Annotated in this window: 17 protein-coding genes and 1 riboswitch; of the genes, 6 read left to right on the top strand and 11 right to left on the bottom strand. The window is 72.8% G+C overall.

Annotated features, from left to right (window positions below; translation table 11 throughout):
• Positions 1–131: 131 nt before the first annotated feature.
• The gene (locus J7462_RS03265; protein ID WP_219461600.1) at positions 132–668 is read right to left on the bottom strand and encodes an RNA 2'-phosphotransferase; all 537 of its coding nucleotides are present in this window, start codon (positions 666–668) and stop codon (positions 132–134) included.
• Positions 669–776: 108 nt separating this feature from the next.
• Positions 777–1,625, bottom strand: a complete 849-nt coding sequence (locus tag J7462_RS03260; RefSeq protein ID WP_219461597.1) for an SDR family oxidoreductase — start codon at positions 1,623–1,625, stop codon at positions 777–779.
• Between the two features lie 119 nt (positions 1,626–1,744).
• Between J7462_RS03260 and J7462_RS03255 the strand changes: the two genes are divergently transcribed.
• The 4 genes from J7462_RS03255 (at position 1,745) to J7462_RS03240 (ending at position 5,115) form a co-directional block, all read left to right on the top strand.
• Positions 1,745–2,161 (top strand): helix-turn-helix domain-containing protein, encoded by a 417-nt coding sequence (locus J7462_RS03255; protein WP_255597564.1) that lies wholly within the window; start codon positions 1,745–1,747, stop codon positions 2,159–2,161.
• A gap of 67 nt (positions 2,162–2,228) precedes the next feature.
• A riboswitch (SAM riboswitch) is annotated at positions 2,229–2,340 on the top strand.
• Between the two features lie 277 nt (positions 2,341–2,617).
• A complete protein-coding gene (locus J7462_RS03250) occupies positions 2,618–3,529 on the top strand; it encodes an ABC transporter substrate-binding protein (RefSeq protein ID WP_308290715.1) in 912 nt (303 codons plus the stop codon).
• Between the two features lie 42 nt (positions 3,530–3,571).
• Positions 3,572–4,369 carry an amino acid ABC transporter permease gene (locus J7462_RS03245; RefSeq protein WP_219461589.1) on the top strand — a complete coding sequence of 266 codons (798 nt, stop codon included), beginning with the start codon at positions 3,572–3,574 and terminating at the stop codon, positions 4,367–4,369.
• Entirely contained in the window at positions 4,366–5,115 is a 750-nt protein-coding gene (locus J7462_RS03240) for an amino acid ABC transporter ATP-binding protein (RefSeq protein ID WP_219461586.1), read from the top strand. The genes J7462_RS03245 and J7462_RS03240 overlap by 4 nt, the downstream gene beginning before the upstream one ends.
• A gap of 76 nt (positions 5,116–5,191) precedes the next feature.
• On the opposite strand, the gene tatC is transcribed toward J7462_RS03240, so the two are convergent.
• From tatC to J7462_RS03215, 5 genes are all read right to left on the bottom strand, one after another.
• Positions 5,192–6,145, bottom strand: a complete 954-nt coding sequence (tatC, locus tag J7462_RS03235) for a twin-arginine translocase subunit TatC (protein ID WP_219461582.1) — start codon at positions 6,143–6,145, stop codon at positions 5,192–5,194.
• A gap of 18 nt (positions 6,146–6,163) precedes the next feature.
• A complete protein-coding gene (tatA, locus tag J7462_RS03230) occupies positions 6,164–6,508 on the bottom strand; it encodes a Sec-independent protein translocase subunit TatA (RefSeq protein WP_208566128.1) in 345 nt (114 codons plus the stop codon).
• Between the two features lie 238 nt (positions 6,509–6,746).
• Positions 6,747–6,995 carry a hypothetical protein gene (locus J7462_RS03225; RefSeq protein WP_219461579.1) on the bottom strand — a complete coding sequence of 83 codons (249 nt, stop codon included), beginning with the start codon at positions 6,993–6,995 and terminating at the stop codon, positions 6,747–6,749.
• A gap of 10 nt (positions 6,996–7,005) precedes the next feature.
• Positions 7,006–8,004, bottom strand: a complete 999-nt coding sequence (locus tag J7462_RS03220; RefSeq protein ID WP_219461576.1) for a YafY family protein — start codon at positions 8,002–8,004, stop codon at positions 7,006–7,008.
• Entirely contained in the window at positions 8,001–8,999 is a 999-nt protein-coding gene (locus tag J7462_RS03215; protein WP_219461573.1) for a YafY family protein, read from the bottom strand. The genes J7462_RS03220 and J7462_RS03215 overlap by 4 nt, the downstream gene beginning before the upstream one ends.
• 220 nt (positions 9,000–9,219) lie before the next feature.
• On the opposite strand from J7462_RS03215, the gene J7462_RS03210 reads away from it, so the two are divergent.
• A complete protein-coding gene (locus J7462_RS03210) occupies positions 9,220–10,281 on the top strand; it encodes a cation diffusion facilitator family transporter (RefSeq protein WP_219461569.1) in 1,062 nt (353 codons plus the stop codon).
• A 249-nt stretch (positions 10,282–10,530) separates the two neighbouring features.
• Positions 10,531–11,628 (top strand): DUF3866 family protein, encoded by a 1,098-nt coding sequence (locus J7462_RS03205; RefSeq protein ID WP_219461565.1) that lies wholly within the window; start codon positions 10,531–10,533, stop codon positions 11,626–11,628.
• Positions 11,629–11,795: 167 nt separating this feature from the next.
• On the opposite strand, the gene J7462_RS03200 is transcribed toward J7462_RS03205, so the two are convergent.
• The 4 genes from J7462_RS03200 to J7462_RS03185 form a co-directional block, all read right to left on the bottom strand.
• The gene (locus J7462_RS03200) at positions 11,796–12,584 is read right to left on the bottom strand and encodes a hypothetical protein (protein WP_219461560.1); all 789 of its coding nucleotides are present in this window, start codon (positions 12,582–12,584) and stop codon (positions 11,796–11,798) included.
• 86 nt (positions 12,585–12,670) lie between these two features.
• Complete coding sequence (locus J7462_RS03195) at positions 12,671–13,465, bottom strand: hypothetical protein (protein ID WP_219461557.1); 795 nt, start codon at positions 13,463–13,465, stop codon at positions 12,671–12,673.
• Complete coding sequence (locus J7462_RS03190; RefSeq protein ID WP_219461554.1) at positions 13,462–15,249, bottom strand: hypothetical protein; 1,788 nt, start codon at positions 15,247–15,249, stop codon at positions 13,462–13,464. Before J7462_RS03190 ends, J7462_RS03195 begins: the two co-directional genes overlap by 4 nt.
• Positions 15,246–16,058: an SIR2 family protein gene (locus tag J7462_RS03185; protein ID WP_208566137.1), complete on the bottom strand. Its 813-nt coding sequence runs from the start codon at positions 16,056–16,058 to the stop codon at positions 15,246–15,248. Before J7462_RS03185 ends, J7462_RS03190 begins: the two co-directional genes overlap by 4 nt.
• Between the last annotated feature and the right edge of the window lies 1 nt (position 16,059).

Here is a 16,059-nt window from a genome sequence, read left to right as displayed (position 1 = left end):
TCGGCCCTCGGCCACGGCGTTCTGGGTTCGGCTCGCCGGGCCGCCCGAGGCACGACATCCGCACCTTACCCGCCGCCGGAGTGAACCGCCCGGGGTACCCGCTGGCGTCGTGGCAGCCGCGACCGAGGTGATCAGGTCAGATAGGCCGGTGGCACCGCGTCGGTGAGCCACACGCCGTTGGCGCTGCGGTAGAAGGTGTGCCCGTCGCGGGCCATCGCCGCCGCGTCGACGGTCAGCACCACCACCGCGCCACCCCGGCGGGCCCCGACCCGCCGGGCCGTCGCCACGTCCGACGACAGGTGTACGTGGTGCCGGCCGCCCCGGTGCAGTCCGGTGGCCCGGATCGAGCCGAGTGCGGCGGCCCCGGTGCCGTGGAAGAGCCGCGGCGGCGGCGGTTCGGCGGTCAGCCCCAGGTCCACCGGGTACGAGTGGCCCTGGCTGGCCCGGATCCGTTCGATCCCGTCGGCGTCCCGGGTCACCGCGAAGCGCTGCTTGTCGTTGCCGCCGACCACCGTGTCGAGGTCGGCCCGGTCGATCCGCAGGGCGGCCAGCAGGTCGACGACGGACACCCAGCCGCCCGGGTCGGGGGTGAGGCCGAACCGGGCGGGCTGGTGGCGCAGGGCGAGCGATATCCGCTTGCTGACCCGCACCAGCGTCTGGTGATCCATGGCGAGCATTGTCGGGTGGGGCGGGGGCGACGTTCCACCGGTTATCCCCGCGCCGCCCGCCCCGGGGTGTCGCCGGGGCGGGCGGGTCGGGTCAGCGGGCGGCGCGGGTCAGCGGGCGGCGCGGAGCGCCTCGGCGAGGCTGGTGGGCCGGCGGCCGAGCAGCTTCTCCAGGTCGTCCACGGGCACGTACAGCGCACCCTGGGCGATGCCCCGGTCGGCGTCGGCCAGGGTGGCGGCGTACGGCTCGGGCAGCCCGGCGGAGACGAGCAGGTCGGTGTACGCCGGCACCGGCAGGTCGTTGTAGCGGACGTCGTGTCCACTCTGCCGGGACACCTCGGCGGCCAGTTCGGTCATGGTGAACGCCTCACCGCCCAGCTCGTAGACCTGACCTGCGTGTCCCTCGGTGGTGAGCACCTCGGCGGCGGCCTCGGCGTAGTCGGCGCGGGTGGCGGCGCTGACCCGGCCGTCACCTGCGGAACCGGCGACCCCGTGGGCCAGGTAGCCGTCGAGTTGGCCGGTGTAGTTCTCCAGGTACCAGCTGTTGCGCAGCAGCACGTACGGCAGGCCGGAGGCGCGCAGTTCCTCCTCGGTGGCCCGGTGCTCGGCGGCCAGCAGCAGGTCGGAGGTGTCGGCGTGGGCGATGCTGGTGTAGACGACCAGGCCGACACCGGCCTCGCGGGCGGCGTCGATGACGTTGTGGTGCTGCGGCACCCGCTGGCCGACCTCGCTGCCGGAGACGAACATCAGCTTCTCGGCGTCGGCGAAGGCGGCGCGGAGCGAGTCGGGGTCGGTGTAGTCGGCCGACCGGACCTCGACCCCCCGGTCGGCGAGGCCGGTGAGCCGGCCGGTGTCCCGCCCCAGCGCCACGATCTTCCCGGCGGGTACGCCCCGGCGCAGCAGGGATTCGACGATCAGGCGACCCAGGTGGCCGGTGGCTCCGGTGACGACGACGGACATGGCGTTCTCCTTCGGGTGGCTACTTCAGTCGTACTGGCAAACACCCAGCTGCTTGGCGATACTTCCCATCGGAGAGTAGGCACCTTGAAGTTTGTGACGCACTGATGGAGAGTAAAGGGATGCGACCCGACCCGTTCCAGCGCGACTGCGGCAGCCGTCAGGTCATCGACCGGATCGGCGACCGGTGGAGCGTGCTGGTCGTGCTGACCCTCGCCGACGGCGACCGGCGCTACGGCGAGCTGGCCGAGCACATCGACGGGATCAGCCAGAAGATGCTCACCCAGACCCTGCGCGGGCTGGAGCGCGACGGCCTGGCCACCCGGACGGTGCACGCCAGCGTCCCGCCCCGGGTCGACTACGCCCTCACCGACCTGGGCCGCAGCCTGCTCGACCTGGTCTCCGGACTGGAGACCTGGGCCACCACCCACCTCGCCGAGGTGCAGGCGGCCCGGGTCCGCTACGACGCCGACCTGCCCCACCGCGCGCCCACCGGCACCGCGCGACCCACCCGTCTCACCCGTCCCGCCCGGCGGTAAGGAGCGGACGTGAGGGCCGTCATAACGGGTGGACGATCGCCCGGTCCCGGCTGCTAGCCTTCGGGCAGGTCATGAGCGCCAGCGTCAAGCCCCGGCTCGCTGGCCGGCAACCCTCCGCCACGGTGGGGTGCTCCGGGTGAGGACCAGGCACCGGTAGACCGCCGGTGCAAGCGTGGCCTGGTTTCCCCAGGTCAACTCCGACCCCGGGAGAACCCGTGTCCGCCCCCGCACCCGCCCCGCCCACCGACGGCGTCGCCCCCGTGTCCCGGGCCGGCGTCCGGACCAGCGGCGTCCGGCTGGTCAGACGGCGACACGTCGACCTGATGCGGGTCCACAGCGACTCCTGTCGCCCCCGGTAGTCGACCCCCTCTTCCCGTACCACCTCAGCGGCGTGCCCGGCGGGCACCCCGTCGGCGACGCGCGCCCGCCGTCGCCCGATCAACTCTGGAGACACCCGTGCGATTCCTTCCTGCCCTGCCCACGACCCGGCGGCCCCGGCCCGCCCTCACCAGGGCCGCCGCGCTCGGCGTCGCCGCCCTGCTCGCCGCCACCGCGCTGACCGCCTGCGGCGGCGAGTCCGCCGACCCCGCCGACAACCCGTACGGCCTGCTCCAGCCGGGGGTGCTGCGCGCCGGCACGCTCACCGACGCCCCACCGAACGTCTACCTCAAGGACGGCACCTTCACCGGCTTCGACAACGACCTGCTCGTCGCGGCCGCCGGCAAGGTGGGGCTGAAGGTCGAGTTCGTCGGCACCGACTTCTCGGCACTGCTCTCCCAGGTCAACAACCGCAAGTTCGACATCGGCAGCTCCTCGATCACCATCACCGAGGCCCGGAAGAAGACCGTCGACTTCGGCAACGGCTACGACTTCGGCTACTTCGGCCTCGACGTGCCCGCCGGCTCCCCGCTGACCGGCTTCGACCAGCTCGCCGGCAAGCGGGTGGTGGTCGTGCAGGGCACCGTGCAGGACGACTACGCCACCTCGCGCAAGCTCGACCCGGTGCGGGTGCCCGACTACAACGGGGCGATCAACCAGCTCAAGGCCGGCACCGCCGACGCCTGGATCGCCCCCGCCGAGATCGGCGAGAAGTCGGCCGCCGACAGCAACGGCAAGATCACGGTGGCGGCCACGGAGTTGAGCCCGACCCCCACCGCGTACGCCTTCGCCAAGGGCAACGACGCGCTGCGCAAGGCGCTGGACAGGGGCCTCGACGAGGTCATCGCCGACGGCACCTGGACCCGGCTCCAGCAGCAGTACTACCCGGGCCGGCCGATCCCCGCCGGCTTCACCCCCGGCAGCGGCGGCGTCGCCGCCCCCGGCGCGGCGACGCCGTCGGCGTCGGCGTCGGCGTCGGCCAACTCCTGACGGTACGACCAGACCAGCGAGCGGGGCGGTAGGAGAAACACGATGGATCCGTTGAGCACCCTGTGGGAGACCTTCTTCGACTGGGACTCCATGCGCGAGGCGCTGCCCGAGATGTTGACCGTCGGGCTGCCCAACACGCTGATCCTGGCGGTCTCCGCCGCCCTGCTCGGCTCGGTGCTGGGCATGGCGCTGGCCGTGGCGGGCATCTCCCGGACCCGATGGTTGCGCTGGCCGGCCCGGGTCTACACCGACGTGTTCCGGGGGCTGCCGGCCGCCGCCACCATCCTGCTGATCGGTGTCGGCCTGGCCCCGCTCGGCATGCAGGTGTGGGGTCCCAACCCCTACCCGCTGGGCATCCTGGCGCTGTCGCTGATCGCCGCCGCGTACATCGGGGAGATCTTCCGCTCCGGCATCCAGAGCGTGGAGGCGGCGCAGCTGGAGGGGGCCCGCGCGCTGGGCTTCTCCTGGGGTGAGGCGATGCGCCTGGTCATCGTCCCGCAGGGGGTACGCCGGGTGCTGCCGGCCTGGGTCAACCAGCTGATCGCGCTGATCAAGGACTCCAGCCTGGTCTACTTCCTCGGCCTGCTGGCCAGCCAGCGGGAGTTGTTCCGGATCGGGCAGGACTATGCCGCCAACACCGGCAACCAGTCGGCGCTGCTGCTGGCCGGCCTGTGCTACCTGCTGCTGACCGTGCCGCTGACGCACGCCGTCAACGCCATCGACCGCCGGTTGCGCCGGGGCCGAACGGTCACCGTCGACCCCGACGACGACGGCGGGCTGGCCCTGGCCGGCGAGACCGCCCTACCGCAACCGCGTACCCCCCGGGAGGACCCCCGATGACCGCCGGCACCGCGACCACCACCTCGGTCAGCCTCGCCGTCCGCGACGTACACCTGGCCTTCGGGGCCAACCGGGTGCTGCGCGGCGTCGACCTGGACGTCGCCCGGGGCGCGACGGCCTGCGTCATCGGGCCGTCCGGTTCCGGCAAGTCCACCCTGCTGCGCACCGTCAACCGGCTGATCGAGCCGGACGCCGGTGACGTCCTGCTCGACGGGTGCAGCGTGCTGCGCGACGACCCGGACGCCCTGCGGCAGCGGATCGGCATGGTCTTCCAGCAGTTCAACCTGTTTCCGCACATGACCGTGCTGCGCAACATCACCCTGGCGTTGCGCCGGCTCAAGAAGCTGCCCGAGGACGAGGCGGTCGCGCTGGCCCGGACCCAGTTGGCGCTGGTCGGCCTCGCCGGCAAGGCCGACTCCCGGCCCGCCCACCTCTCCGGCGGTCAGCAGCAGCGGGTCGCCATCGCCCGGGCGCTGGCCCTGCAACCTGAGGTGATGCTCTTCGACGAGGCCACCTCGGCGCTCGACCCGGAGCTGGTCAAGGGGGTGCTCGGGGTGATGGCCGAGCTGTCCGCCGGGGGCATGACGATGGTGGTGGTCACCCACGAGATGGGCTTCGCCCGCTCGGTCGCCGACACCGTCGCGTTCATGGACCACGGGGTGGTGCTGGAGGCCGGCGCACCGGAGGCGGTCTTCGAGACACCGCAGCACCCCCGGCTGCGCCGCTTCCTGTCCCAGGTGCTCTGAGCCCGCCGGGGCCGGACGAGCGACGCCGCTCCCGGCAGGGCGGGAGCGGCGTCGGGTGGTGCGGATGACCTGACGGTCAGGTCATGTCGTCGTAGCGGCGGTCGATCGGTTTGGGCGGGGCCACCGGCTCGGAGGCGTGCACCGGCTCGGACAACTCCAGCTCCGGCGTGGCCACCACCGGGTCATCGTCCAACTCCAACGGCGACACCTCGTCGTCGCTCAGTCCCGCGTAGGACGCCTTGCCCCGGCCCTTGCGCCGGTCGTTGATGAAGGCCACTCCGACCGCGGCGAAGTAGAGCGCGGAGAGGCAGAGCGCCAGCGCGGTCATGCCGAACGGGTCGGGGGTGGGCGTCACCACGGCGGAGAAGGCGAAGAACACGAAGATCGCCACCCGCCACCAGCTCAGCAGCTTGCGGGCACTGGCCAGCCCGACGAAGTTGAGCATCAGCACCAGCAGCGGGAACTCGAACGCCACCCCGAACAGCAGGATCAGGTTGGTGATGAACGAGATGTAGCGGGTGATGTCCAGGGTGGTGGTGATGTCCCCGCCGCCGGAGACGTTGAGCAGGAACTCCAGCCCCTTGGAGGTGACGAAGTAGGCAAGCACCGCACCGGCGGCGAACAACGGTGCCGCGAGCGCGGTGAAGATGTACGCGTAGCGCCGCTCGTGCCGGTGCAGGCCGGGGGCGATGAACGCCCAGACCTGGTAGAGCCAGACCGGGGCGGCGACGATCAGACCGACCCAGAGCCCCACCTTCAGTTGGAGCAGGAACAGGTCGGCCGGCCCCAACTGGACGAAGTTGCAGGTGCCGTTGGCCAGCCGGGCCTTGGGCAGGTCGCAGTAGGGCTGCTGCAGCAGGTGCAGCACCGGGCCGGCCAGCCAGATACCCAGCCCGAACCCCACCACGATCGCCAGCGAGGCGCGGAACAGCCGGTTCCGCAGCTCGCGGACATGCTCCATCAGGGTCATGGAACCGTCGGAGGCCCGTTCGAAGGTGCTGGGGCCGCGTTTACGGAGCGCGAAGGCCACGGTGGTGGGGCCCTTCGGTCAGTTGTCGCGGACGCGCTGCACCGGGTCGACCGGCGGGGCGACCGGCTGCTGCGGAGCCTGCTGCGGGGCGTACTGCGGCTGGGCGTACTGCTGCTGGGGCTGCGGCGCGTACGGCTGCTGCTGCACGGGCTGCTGCTGGGGCGGCAGCGGCTGGTAGCCGGCCTGCGCGTCGGCCTTCTCGGCCAGGTCGCGGTCGTCGTCGGCCAGGCTCTTGGTCTCCGCCTTGATGATCCGCAACGAACGGCCGAGCGAGCGGGCCGCGTCGGGAAGCCGCTTCGCGCCGAAGAGCAGGATCAGCACGACCACGAGTACGGCGATGTGCCACGGCTTGAGGGCACCCATGGGAAGCTCCAGTCGCTCTGTGTCGAAGGGTGGGGTCGCTGCCCATCGTACGTGCGAGACGGGCTGCTGCCACCCGCCGGGCCACCGCTGATGCGGCCCGGCCGGTGAAGTCTTGACCACCGCTGAGTGTCCCGTCAACCACCTGTACGGGTGCAGAGCTGCGTGAATCGGACGCCGGGTGGGCGGCGGACGCGCGGTTCACCGACCAGTGTCGATCAGTTCCCGCGCCGGATGTCGATCAGTTGCCGCGCTTGGCCTTGATCAGTTCCAGCCGCTGCTGGGTCGTCTCGCCCTGCCGCTGGAGCGCCTCGACCCGTTCCTGGAGCGCCTCGGCGCTGTGCCGCAGCGCCTCCGCGTCGGCCTGGCGACGCTGCAACGCCACCGCCGCGCGGCGCAACCGGGGCAGCCGCACCAGCACCGGGCGGACCGCCATGGCCAACACGACCAGCGCGAACAGCAGCACCGCGAGAACGATCCACTTCACCACGGCGGGAAGCCTACCGGTCGGTCGGCGGACCCGCCGGGCCGGCCGGGAGCACCGGGGTGGCGTACGCCTCCAGGGCGGCGGTGGCCTGGGCACGGACCTGGGCAGCCAGCTCGACCGGGGCGAGGACGGTGACGTCGGGACCCAACCCGAGCACGAAGCGGCGTGCCCAGCCGAGATCGGTCACCCGCAGCGACACCACCCACCGGTCACCGTCGACCTCGACCCGCTCACACGGGTAGTACTCGGTGATCCACCGCTCGCCCCGGCCGATGCGCAGGGTGATCAGGGGCAGGTCCGGGGACGGCTGGAACACCCCCTGGCGCAGGTCGTGCGGGCGGGCCTGCGGCGGCACCACGGCGGGCTCGTCCAGCTCGACGACCGCGTCGATCCGGTCGGCCCGGAACAACCGGACCGCCTCGGCGCGGCGGCACCACGCCTCGACGTAGGCCCGACCGTCGACCATCAGCATCCGCAGCGGGTCGATGACGCGCTCGGTGCTCTCGTCCCGGGCTGCGGTGTAGTAGGTGATCCGCAGCGCCCGGTGCCGCTCCACCGCGGCCCGCAGCTCCTGCACCCGCTGGCTCTCGCCGGGCAGCCGGACGGCCACCGGGGCTCCGACCAGGTCACCGGCCGCATTTTCGATCTTGGCGAGGGCCCGCTCGACGGCCTCCCGGTTGGCCACCCCGGGCGTCTCGGCGAGCATCCGCAGCGCCACCACCAGGGCCAGCGCCTCGTCCGGGGTGAGCCGCAGCGGCCGGTCGATGCCGGCGTCGTAGGTGATGGTCACCCGGTCGCCGTCGAAGGCCATGTCGATCAGGTCACCCGGGCCGTAACCGGGCAGCCCGCACACCCAGAGCAGCTCCAGGTCCTCGCGGAGCTGCCGTTCGCTGACGCCCAGGTCACCGGCGGCCTCAGCGATCTCGATGCCCGGTCGGGCCAGCAGGTAGGGCACCAGGTTCAGCAGCCGGGCCAGCCGGTCGGCGGAGGTGCGCGCGGCGGGGCGGTTCATCGGGCACCCCCGGCCACGGCCAGCTCGTCGTGCCGGGCGGCGATCTCCTTGAGTCGTTGGATCACCGCGTCGCGTACCTCGGGAGGGTCCACGACCCGGACGTCCGGGCCGTAGCCGACGAGCTGCCCGGCCAGCGACTCCGGATCGGCGTAGGGCAGCACCAGGTGGTCGCCGTCGGGGCCGGGCACGCTCTGCACCGCCCACCGGCGCAGCCCGGCGGCCCGCCCGGGCGCGGCCAGCACGGTGGCCCGGCCGGTCCGCTCGACCGGCCCGGACCAGGTGGCGACGTGCGAGATCAGGTCGAGGCCGGCGGGTGGTTCGTAGCCGCCCGGCGCACCGGTGGCCCGGACCGCGCCCACCACCCGGGACAGCCGGAAGCAGCGGGTCGCCGCCCGGTCCCGGTCGTGGCCGACGACGTACCAGCGGCCCCGCCAGCAGACCACGCCCCACGGCTGCAACCGGCGTCGGGTCGGCGCGTCCCGGTCCGGCACCCGGTAGTCGAAGGTGACCTCGCGGCGGTCCCGGGCGGCGGCGGTGAGCGGGGCGAACGACGGGTCGACGGTGACCATCGGCTCCAGGCCCAGGGTGGCCTGCGGGTCGACGTCGACGCCGGCCGCGCGCAGCTTGGCCAGCCCGGACGAGGCGGCGGCGGCCAGTCCGGCGTGCTGCCACAACCGGGCGGCGATGCCCACCGCGGCGGCCTCGTCCGGTTCGAGCGGGATGTCGGGCAGGGCGTACTCGCGGTGGGCGATCCGGTAACCGGGCTCGGCGTCGAACACGCTGGCCGTCCCGGTCTCCAGCGGCACCCCCAGCTCGCGCAGTTCCGCCTTGTCCCGTTCGAACTTGCGCTGGAACGCCTCGTGCTCCCGGGCGTCGTCCGGATCGTGTTCGTAGCCGGGAACGGTCGCGGCGATCTGCGCGGCGGTCAGGAACCGCCTGGTGGACAGCAGACAGATCACCAGGTTGACCAGGCGTTCGGTACGACTCCGCGACACGGGGTGAACGCTAGCAGCCCACCCGCGAAACCCGTGCACCCACGCCGGACCCCCACCCCCACCCAACCCCCCATCCCCCGCCACGACCCCACCCTTCTGCGGTGATCAAGAGGTTTGCGTCATCCGTAGAGATCAATTTGACGTAACGCTCTTGATCACCGGGGGCAGAACCCGGCCGGCTCTCCGGGCGGAGCCGGGACAACAGACTTACGGTGACCGCATGTCGGAAGGTGAAGTCAAGACCGAGAGCGTCGGCACGGTCGTGGTGGCGGGGGTGGCCAACCTCGCCATCGCGGTGGCGAAACTGGTCGCCGGGGTCGTCTCCGGCTCGGCGGCGATGCTCTCCGAGGCCGCCCACTCGCTCGCCGACACCACCACCGAGGTGCTGCTCTACCTGGCGTTGCGCCGGGGCGCCCGGCCCGCCGACGTCCGGCACCCCTTCGGGTACGGCAAGGAGAGCTACGTCTGGGCGTTCCTCGCCGCGTTGTTCACCTTCGTCGCGGGGGCCGGCTTCGCCATCACCCACGGCGTGACGACCATCCTGGTCCACGAACACAGCGGCGACTACCTGATCTCGTACGTGGTGCTGGCGGTCTCCTTCGTCATCGAGTCGGTGTCGCTGACCCGCGCGGTACGCCAGGTGCGCAGCGAGTCCCGCCGGTGGCGGACCACCCCGCGCCGGTTCCTGCGGCTGACTGCCGACACCACCGTCAAGGCGGTGTTCCTGGAGGACAGCGCCGCCCTGGTCGGGTTGCTCATCGCGGGCGTCGGGGTGGGCCTGTCCGAGTGGACCGGTGACGAGCTGTGGGACGGTCTCGCCTCGATCCTGATCGGCCTGCTGCTACTCGTCGTCGCCACCGTCCTCGCCCGCAGCAACCTCTCGCTGCTGGTCGGCCGGGCGGTGCCCGAACGGCTGCACCGGGAGATCGAACGGGAGCTGGCCGGCCTGCCGACGGTGGACCGGATCGACACCCTGCTGACCATGCAGCTCGGCCCGGCGGACATCCTGGTGGCCGCCAAGGTCGACTTCCGGGACGACGCGACCGGGGGCGACATCGAGGCCGACGCCGACGAGGCCGAGCGACGGCTCACCGCCCGCTATCCGGAGATCGGGTACGTCTTCCTCGACCCCACCCGGTCGCTGCCCGGTGTCGCCGGCCGCCGCGCCCGGCGTACCCAGGACGAGCAGGGCCCGGTGACCGACGCCCGGGTCACCCGGGGCGGACCCGACCCGGCAACCGACGCCCGCGACGCCCCCGGGCGGCCCGACCGACCGACGTAACCGGCCCGACCGACGTAACCGCCGTGACCGGCGTGACCGACCCGACCGGGCCGACCGGCGTGACCGGGCCGACCGGGGTGACCGGGCCGACCGGGGTGACCGGGCCGACCGGGGTGACCGGGGTGACCGGGCCTACCGGTGGGCCGGCGGCCGAGGTGGGTCCGGTCCGACCGGCACCGCGGCGGGCCGGGCCGGGCGGCGGCGGACCCGCACGCGGTCACCCGGCCGGCCGGCGATAGCGTGCCGGGCATGGTGCGATGGCGGTCCGGGACGGTCACGGCGGTACGACGGCGGTGGGCCGGTGCGGTGGAACTCGACGTCGTCCTGCCCGACGGGGCCACCCTGCGTGCGCTGGCCTACCCGGAGCTGGTCGGCGACCCGGTCCCCGGCGACCGGGTGCTGCTCAACGCCGGTGCGCTGCTGATGGGCCTCGGCACCGGCGGGTACGCCCTGGTGGTCGCCCTGCCCGACCGGCTGCCCGCCGACCCGCCGCAGGCCGGGGACACCCGCGACGCCGGTCACCTGGTCAAGGCCCGGTACACCCCGTTGCAGCCGATCATGCTGGGGGTCGACGAGGAAGCGTCGCCGCACCACTCGCTGCTCGCCACCGTCGACAGCCTGGACGGGATGCCGGCGGTCACGGCCGACCTGCACTCCGCCCTGCCGGCCATCCTCGCCGGCATCCACGCCGACGCCCCGCAGGCCCGGGTGGCCTACCTGCTCACCGACGGTGGCGCCCTGCCGGCCTGGTTCTCCCGCACCCTCGACGGGCTGCGCGACGCACTGGTCGGCACGGTCAGCGTCGGGCAGGCGTTCGGCGGGGACCTGGAGGCGGCCACCCTGCACACCGGCCTGCTGGCCGCCCGGCACGTGCTCCGCGCCGACGTGGCGATCGTCGCGCAGGGGCCCGGCAACCTGGGCACCGGCACCCGGTGGGGGTTCTCCGGCGTCGCCGTCGGCGAGGCGGTCAACGCGGTGGCCGTGCTGGGCGGTCGGCCGGTCGGTTCGCTGCGGATCTCCGACGCCGACGCCCGCCCCCGGCACCAGGGGGTGTCGCACCACAGCCTCACCGCGTACGGCCGGGTGGCGCTGGCCCCGGCGGAGCTGGTGGTGCCGGACGGCCTGCCGGTGGAGCTGGCGACCCGGGTGGATGCCGCGTTGGCCCCGCTGGCCGACCGGCACCGGGTGGTCCGGGTCGACACCGACGGTCTGGACGCCGCGCTGCGCGCCCTGCCGGTGCGGCTGTCCACGATGGGGCGTGGGCTGGACGCCGACCACGCCTACTTCCTGGCGGCGGCCGCCGCCGGCCGGCACGCCGCCGCGCTGGCCGACACGCCGGCCAGCTGACCCGTCCGGCGTGCTGACCCGCCCGCCCGGCGCGGCGGCACCCCGGTCGACGCGGCGGCACCGATCCGACGCGGCGGCACCGGTCGGCTGGAGTCGGCGGCGGATCCGGGGGGCGGGCGGCGCGGGTCCGGTGCCGGACAGGCGGTGGGCGTCGTGGCCCGCCCCGTTCAGTCGCCCGGCTGGTCCTCGGGCCGGCCGTCGGCGTCGACCGGTCGGGCCGCCGCCCAGATGTGGCGGAACTGGTCGATCCAGTAGGCGTACCAACGTTCGCTGTCGCGCCGGTGGAACTCCAGGTGCATCCGGCCCGAGGTGGACTCGTTGTGGAAACCGTGCAGCTCCACGATCACCCGGCCGTGCCGGCTCTGCGGGTCGATCGCCACCAGGCTGAACCCGGGGTTGAAGTCGAGCACCCGATGCTCGACGACGCCGGGGACCGGCCAACCGGCCATCGCGGCCAACCGGCCACGGGTGGTGGTGATGGACGGCCGGAGCCGCTGCAACGCGAAGTCGACCGCGTCGTCGAGCTGCCGTACGGCCTGCTCCACCGCCGGTGACGCCGGATCCAGCAGCACCACCCGGACGACCCCACCGGGCCGGGCGAGCACCGACGTGCGCAGTGCGTCGCAGTGGGCCGGCGACAGGATGTTGACCGCCGACGGCGCATAGACCCACACCTCCTGGGCGGTACGCAGCCGGTCCGGGAACGGCCGGGCGTCGAACGCCACCCGGTCGTCGAGGAAGGCGTCCAACGTGCCCGCCCGCTCGTCGGGGACGGTGATCCGGTACACCAGCAGCGCGATGCCGGCGAGCAGGACGCTCCACAGCACCTCCACCGGCACCAGGTCACCGAAGGCGGAGACGACGGCGAGCGCCGCGGCGACCAGGGTCACCGCGTACGCCTCCAGATTGCGTCCCCGCCGCACGTCGTGTCCGATCCTGCGCACCGTCCCGGCCATCCGCCCCTCCTGTCGTCTCGGTCGTCGATGGCACCGCGTCGGGGCCGGTCGCCTCCGCCGGGTGGCTGGGCTGCTCCCCCGCCGGGTCAGTCCGGCGACTCGGCGGCTCCCTCGGGGCGTGTCCCGGCGATCTCCCGTCGACGCCACCGGCGCAGATACGCCCGGGCCCGTCGACGGGTCTGCGGCGACATCCCCTCGTCCCCGGCGATCCGGGCGAGGTCGTCCTGCACCGCCGTACGCAGCGCCGGCTCCCCGGCCACCCGGATCGCCAGGTTGATCAGGGCGTCGTTGCCCGACTGCAACCACTTGCGCAGGATCGGCACGGCGTCGCGCTGGTTGAGCAGTTCGGTCCGGAGCTTGCCCATCCGGTCGACGTACTTGACGCGCAGGCTCTCCACCAGGGCGTGGTGCGCCTTGCCGAGGCTCTGCAGGTCCGCCGACTCGCTGAGGGCGCCGGCCACCTCCAACGCCTGCTGCCAGCGCAACAGCCCGGTGATGATGTCCTGCAGGCGCTTGTCGTCCGACTCGGTGTCGAACGGGGCGGACCCGGTGTCCGCCGTCGGATCGCTCGCCGCCGACTCGTCCGGACCGACCAGCGAGGTGGGATCGACCAGCGAGGTGGGACCCGCGTACTGCTTGCTGATCCGGGCCAGTTCCTCGGTGAAACCGGCCTGCACCGAGTAGGAGATCTCGACCGGGTCGAGATCCGGCACCTCCACCTTGATCATCGCTGAGGTGAGCGGCCCGTCGGGCAGGTTCAGGGACACGTCGACGTCCTTCAGGTTGACCGTCATCCTGAGCGCGTCCAGCGCCCGTGCCGGTGGAACCTGCAGGGGATGCGCCCGGAGCAGGGGCAGTTGGTCCCCGGGGGGTCCCGTCACCGGTCCGCTCCGTCCGGCGGGTGCGGCCGTGGGTCGATCTGGAAGTCCGGTGTGCCGTCCTGCGGGTCGGGCGTCGTCGCCGCGTCGTGCCGGGGTACGGGGTCCACGGTGAACACCGGTTGGATCGCCTCCGTCGCGTCCGCCAGCCGGCGTACCACCTCCGACCAGAGGCGGCCGAGTTCCTCCACGGACAGGCCGCCCGTCGACCCGTCCGCCGGCACGTCGGCGTCCGGTGCACCGTCCGCCGGGGCCCTGCCGGCGTCGGCGGCCACCCGGGAGATGCTCAGGCCCACCTCCTGCCGCCAGATGTCGAGCGCGTCGTGCAACCAGTCCGGGTCGGACTCCGGCAGGGCGTCGACCTGCATGATCGCCCCGCCCAGTCGGGCCACGCAGTCCTCGTCGAGCCAGGCCAGCAGCGGACCCAGCTCCCGCATGATCCATTCGACGACCGCGTCGACCGTGACGAACATCTGCTCCGGCAGGGCCTCCACCCGGACCGTGTCGCCACGGCCGTAGTTCGCCCGCGCCCAGTCGGTCACCGCCAGCGGACAGAACAGGACGATGTGCGAGCCGTTCGGATCGACCGATTCTCGCCACCACTCGATGACCGCCGTCAGTCGGACCCAGAACCCGGGGTCCGGGGAGGACAGGTCACACAGTTCACCGACGACGACGGTGTCCGCGCCCCGGGCCCGCAGGCCGAGCCACCGGCCGATCGCGGTCAGGTCCGCCCCGCCGCGCAGGCCGGCTGAGGACAGACCCTCGTCGAGCCCCGCGAGCAGCCACTCCGCCGCCCGTCGGCGGGTACGTTCACCGGCGATGCCGATCAGGGTGACGGGCCCGGCGAACGCCGACTCCCGCAGCCCGGCCAGTTGGTCGACGGTGAGCAACGGAGGGGTCGCCTCGGGCCGCAGCACCGTCCAGCCGGCCGACGGCGACGCGGGCGGCGGCACAGCGGCGGACGAGGCGGCCCCGGACAGGCCGAGGCTCTCCGCCAACTGGTTCAGGATGTCGGTCGTCGCGTCCTCGTCGTCCTCGCTCTCGTCACCGACCACCAGGTGGTAGCCGGCCTCCACCCAGGACTGCTGGGTGAGGCTGTACCGGCCCAACAGGTACAGCGGCGTGGGCTTCCGGTAGAGGGTGCTGAGCGGGACGTTGAGCCGGCACCAGCCCCACCCGTAGACGACGTCGAAGTCGTCGAGGAAATCCACCAGCGCGGTACGCATGTCCCGGAGTTGGGTGCCGTGCTCGTCGTGCCGGGTCGGTTCCAGCCCGGCGATCAGCATCTCCGCCGCGTCGACCAGCACCGGGCGGGCCCGTTCGCTGCCCTGCCGGCGGAGGTCGAACATGATCGGCTTGTGCCCCACCGCCTCGATGTGGCGCGGCACGATGGAGCCGGCGTCGATGATGCGTCGATAGAGGTATTCGGCCGGGTCGGTCACCACGACCGCGTTGAAGTAGCCCTGGTTCATCAGCTCGGCCAGGTTGGCGATCGCCGTCAGGTCGCCGTCCGCCGCGTCGGTCGGTGTGGTGTACCGCTTCAGGAAGTCGTCCCGGGCCAGCGACGAGGAGCGGAAAGCCCAGAAATCGCCGATCTTCTGGTCGTCATTCTTGGTCGGCGCCCGGTCCCCGCGCAGCGCGTCGACGAACCGGGTCGGTCGGGCGTGGTTGAGCAGCGCCGCCCCACCGTCCAGACCGATCACCAGGGCCGCGGAGACATTGCTCTCCCGGTTCGCCCGCATCCGTTGGGCCAGGTCGGCCACCCTCAGCTCGGAGACCTTCACGTCAACTGCTCCGTGACGGCCCGCATCAGGCCGGCGAAGCTGCCCAGCTTCCCGTCGATGAACCTCGGGCTGTAGTTGCGCTGGGCCATCAGCGACAGCACCATCGGGGCGTCGGGGAAGGCGATGTTGGCGTAGTAGAGCGGGGAACGGTCCCGGCTGAACGCCTGCAACACGTTGAGGTGGAAGAAGGAGTACCCGCAGACCACCGCCGGTCGACTGGTGACGTCCCGGACGAGCTGCTCGATGCGCTCCTCGTACCGGATGATCTCGCGGCTGGTCATCAGGTTCAGCCCGAGGTCCAGCCCGCCGTGCAGCTTGATGATCCGGATCCGGGGGCTACCCGGTGCGGTGATCTGGAGCACCGCCGCCTCGGGCCGGTACTGCGGCACGTCGATCACCCGGTAGTCGTGGTGTTCCCGCAGCCCGGCGGCGGCGAGCGCCTGCTCCAGTAGATCGTCGATGTTGACGGTCACCACCATGTCCGCGTACCCGCGGGTGAGCAGCCCGACCAGCTGGCGGTACGGCGAGTCCGGGGTGAGCGGACGCTCCAGGTACCGCCGGAACAGGCCGGCCCGCGCCACCCCCGGCCCGAGCCCGTCACAGAACAGGTCGAACCGGTACTGGGGGCTGCCCCACGTGTCGACGTCGTCGCCCAGCACGGCGGCGAGCAGCTCCGCGTTGAGCGGCACCCCGTCGTGCACCGAGCAGCCGGCGCCGAGCCAGAAGAAGGGCTTCTCCGCCGACGCCTGGTCATCCCGGAACTGCCGCAGATGCCGGACCAGTTCCCGCACACTGTCCTGCGCGGTCATC

This window comes from Micromonospora sp. RL09-050-HVF-A (genome assembly GCF_019374995.1).
Classification (GTDB): Bacteria; Actinomycetota; Actinomycetes; order Mycobacteriales; family Micromonosporaceae; genus Micromonospora; species Micromonospora antibiotica.
This window is presented reverse-complemented; position numbering and strand designations above follow the sequence as displayed.

Bases quoted from the DNA above. Each gene is read 5' to 3' on its own strand.
- J7462_RS03265 (WP_219461600.1), bottom strand. From the start codon at position 668: ATGGATCACCAGACGCTGGTGCGGGTCAGCAAGCGGATATCGCTCGCC.
- J7462_RS03260 (WP_219461597.1), bottom strand. From the start codon at position 1,625: ATGTCCGTCGTCGTCACCGGAGCCACCGGCCACCTGGGTCGCCTGATC.
- J7462_RS03255 (WP_255597564.1), top strand. From the start codon at position 1,745: ATGCGACCCGACCCGTTCCAGCGCGACTGCGGCAGCCGTCAGGTCATC.
- J7462_RS03245 (WP_219461589.1), top strand. From the start codon at position 3,572: ATGGATCCGTTGAGCACCCTGTGGGAGACCTTCTTCGACTGGGACTCC.
- J7462_RS03240 (WP_219461586.1), top strand. From the start codon at position 4,366: ATGACCGCCGGCACCGCGACCACCACCTCGGTCAGCCTCGCCGTCCGC.
- tatA (WP_208566128.1), bottom strand. From the start codon at position 6,508: ATGGGTGCCCTCAAGCCGTGGCACATCGCCGTACTCGTGGTCGTGCTG.
- J7462_RS03220 (WP_219461576.1), bottom strand. From the start codon at position 8,004: ATGAACCGCCCCGCCGCGCGCACCTCCGCCGACCGGCTGGCCCGGCTG.
- J7462_RS03210 (WP_219461569.1), top strand. From the start codon at position 9,220: ATGTCGGAAGGTGAAGTCAAGACCGAGAGCGTCGGCACGGTCGTGGTG.
- J7462_RS03205 (WP_219461565.1), top strand. From the start codon at position 10,531: ATGGTGCGATGGCGGTCCGGGACGGTCACGGCGGTACGACGGCGGTGG.
- J7462_RS03200 (WP_219461560.1), bottom strand. From the start codon at position 12,584: ATGGCCGGGACGGTGCGCAGGATCGGACACGACGTGCGGCGGGGACGC.
- J7462_RS03185 (WP_208566137.1), bottom strand. From the start codon at position 16,058: ATGACCGCGCAGGACAGTGTGCGGGAACTGGTCCGGCATCTGCGGCAG.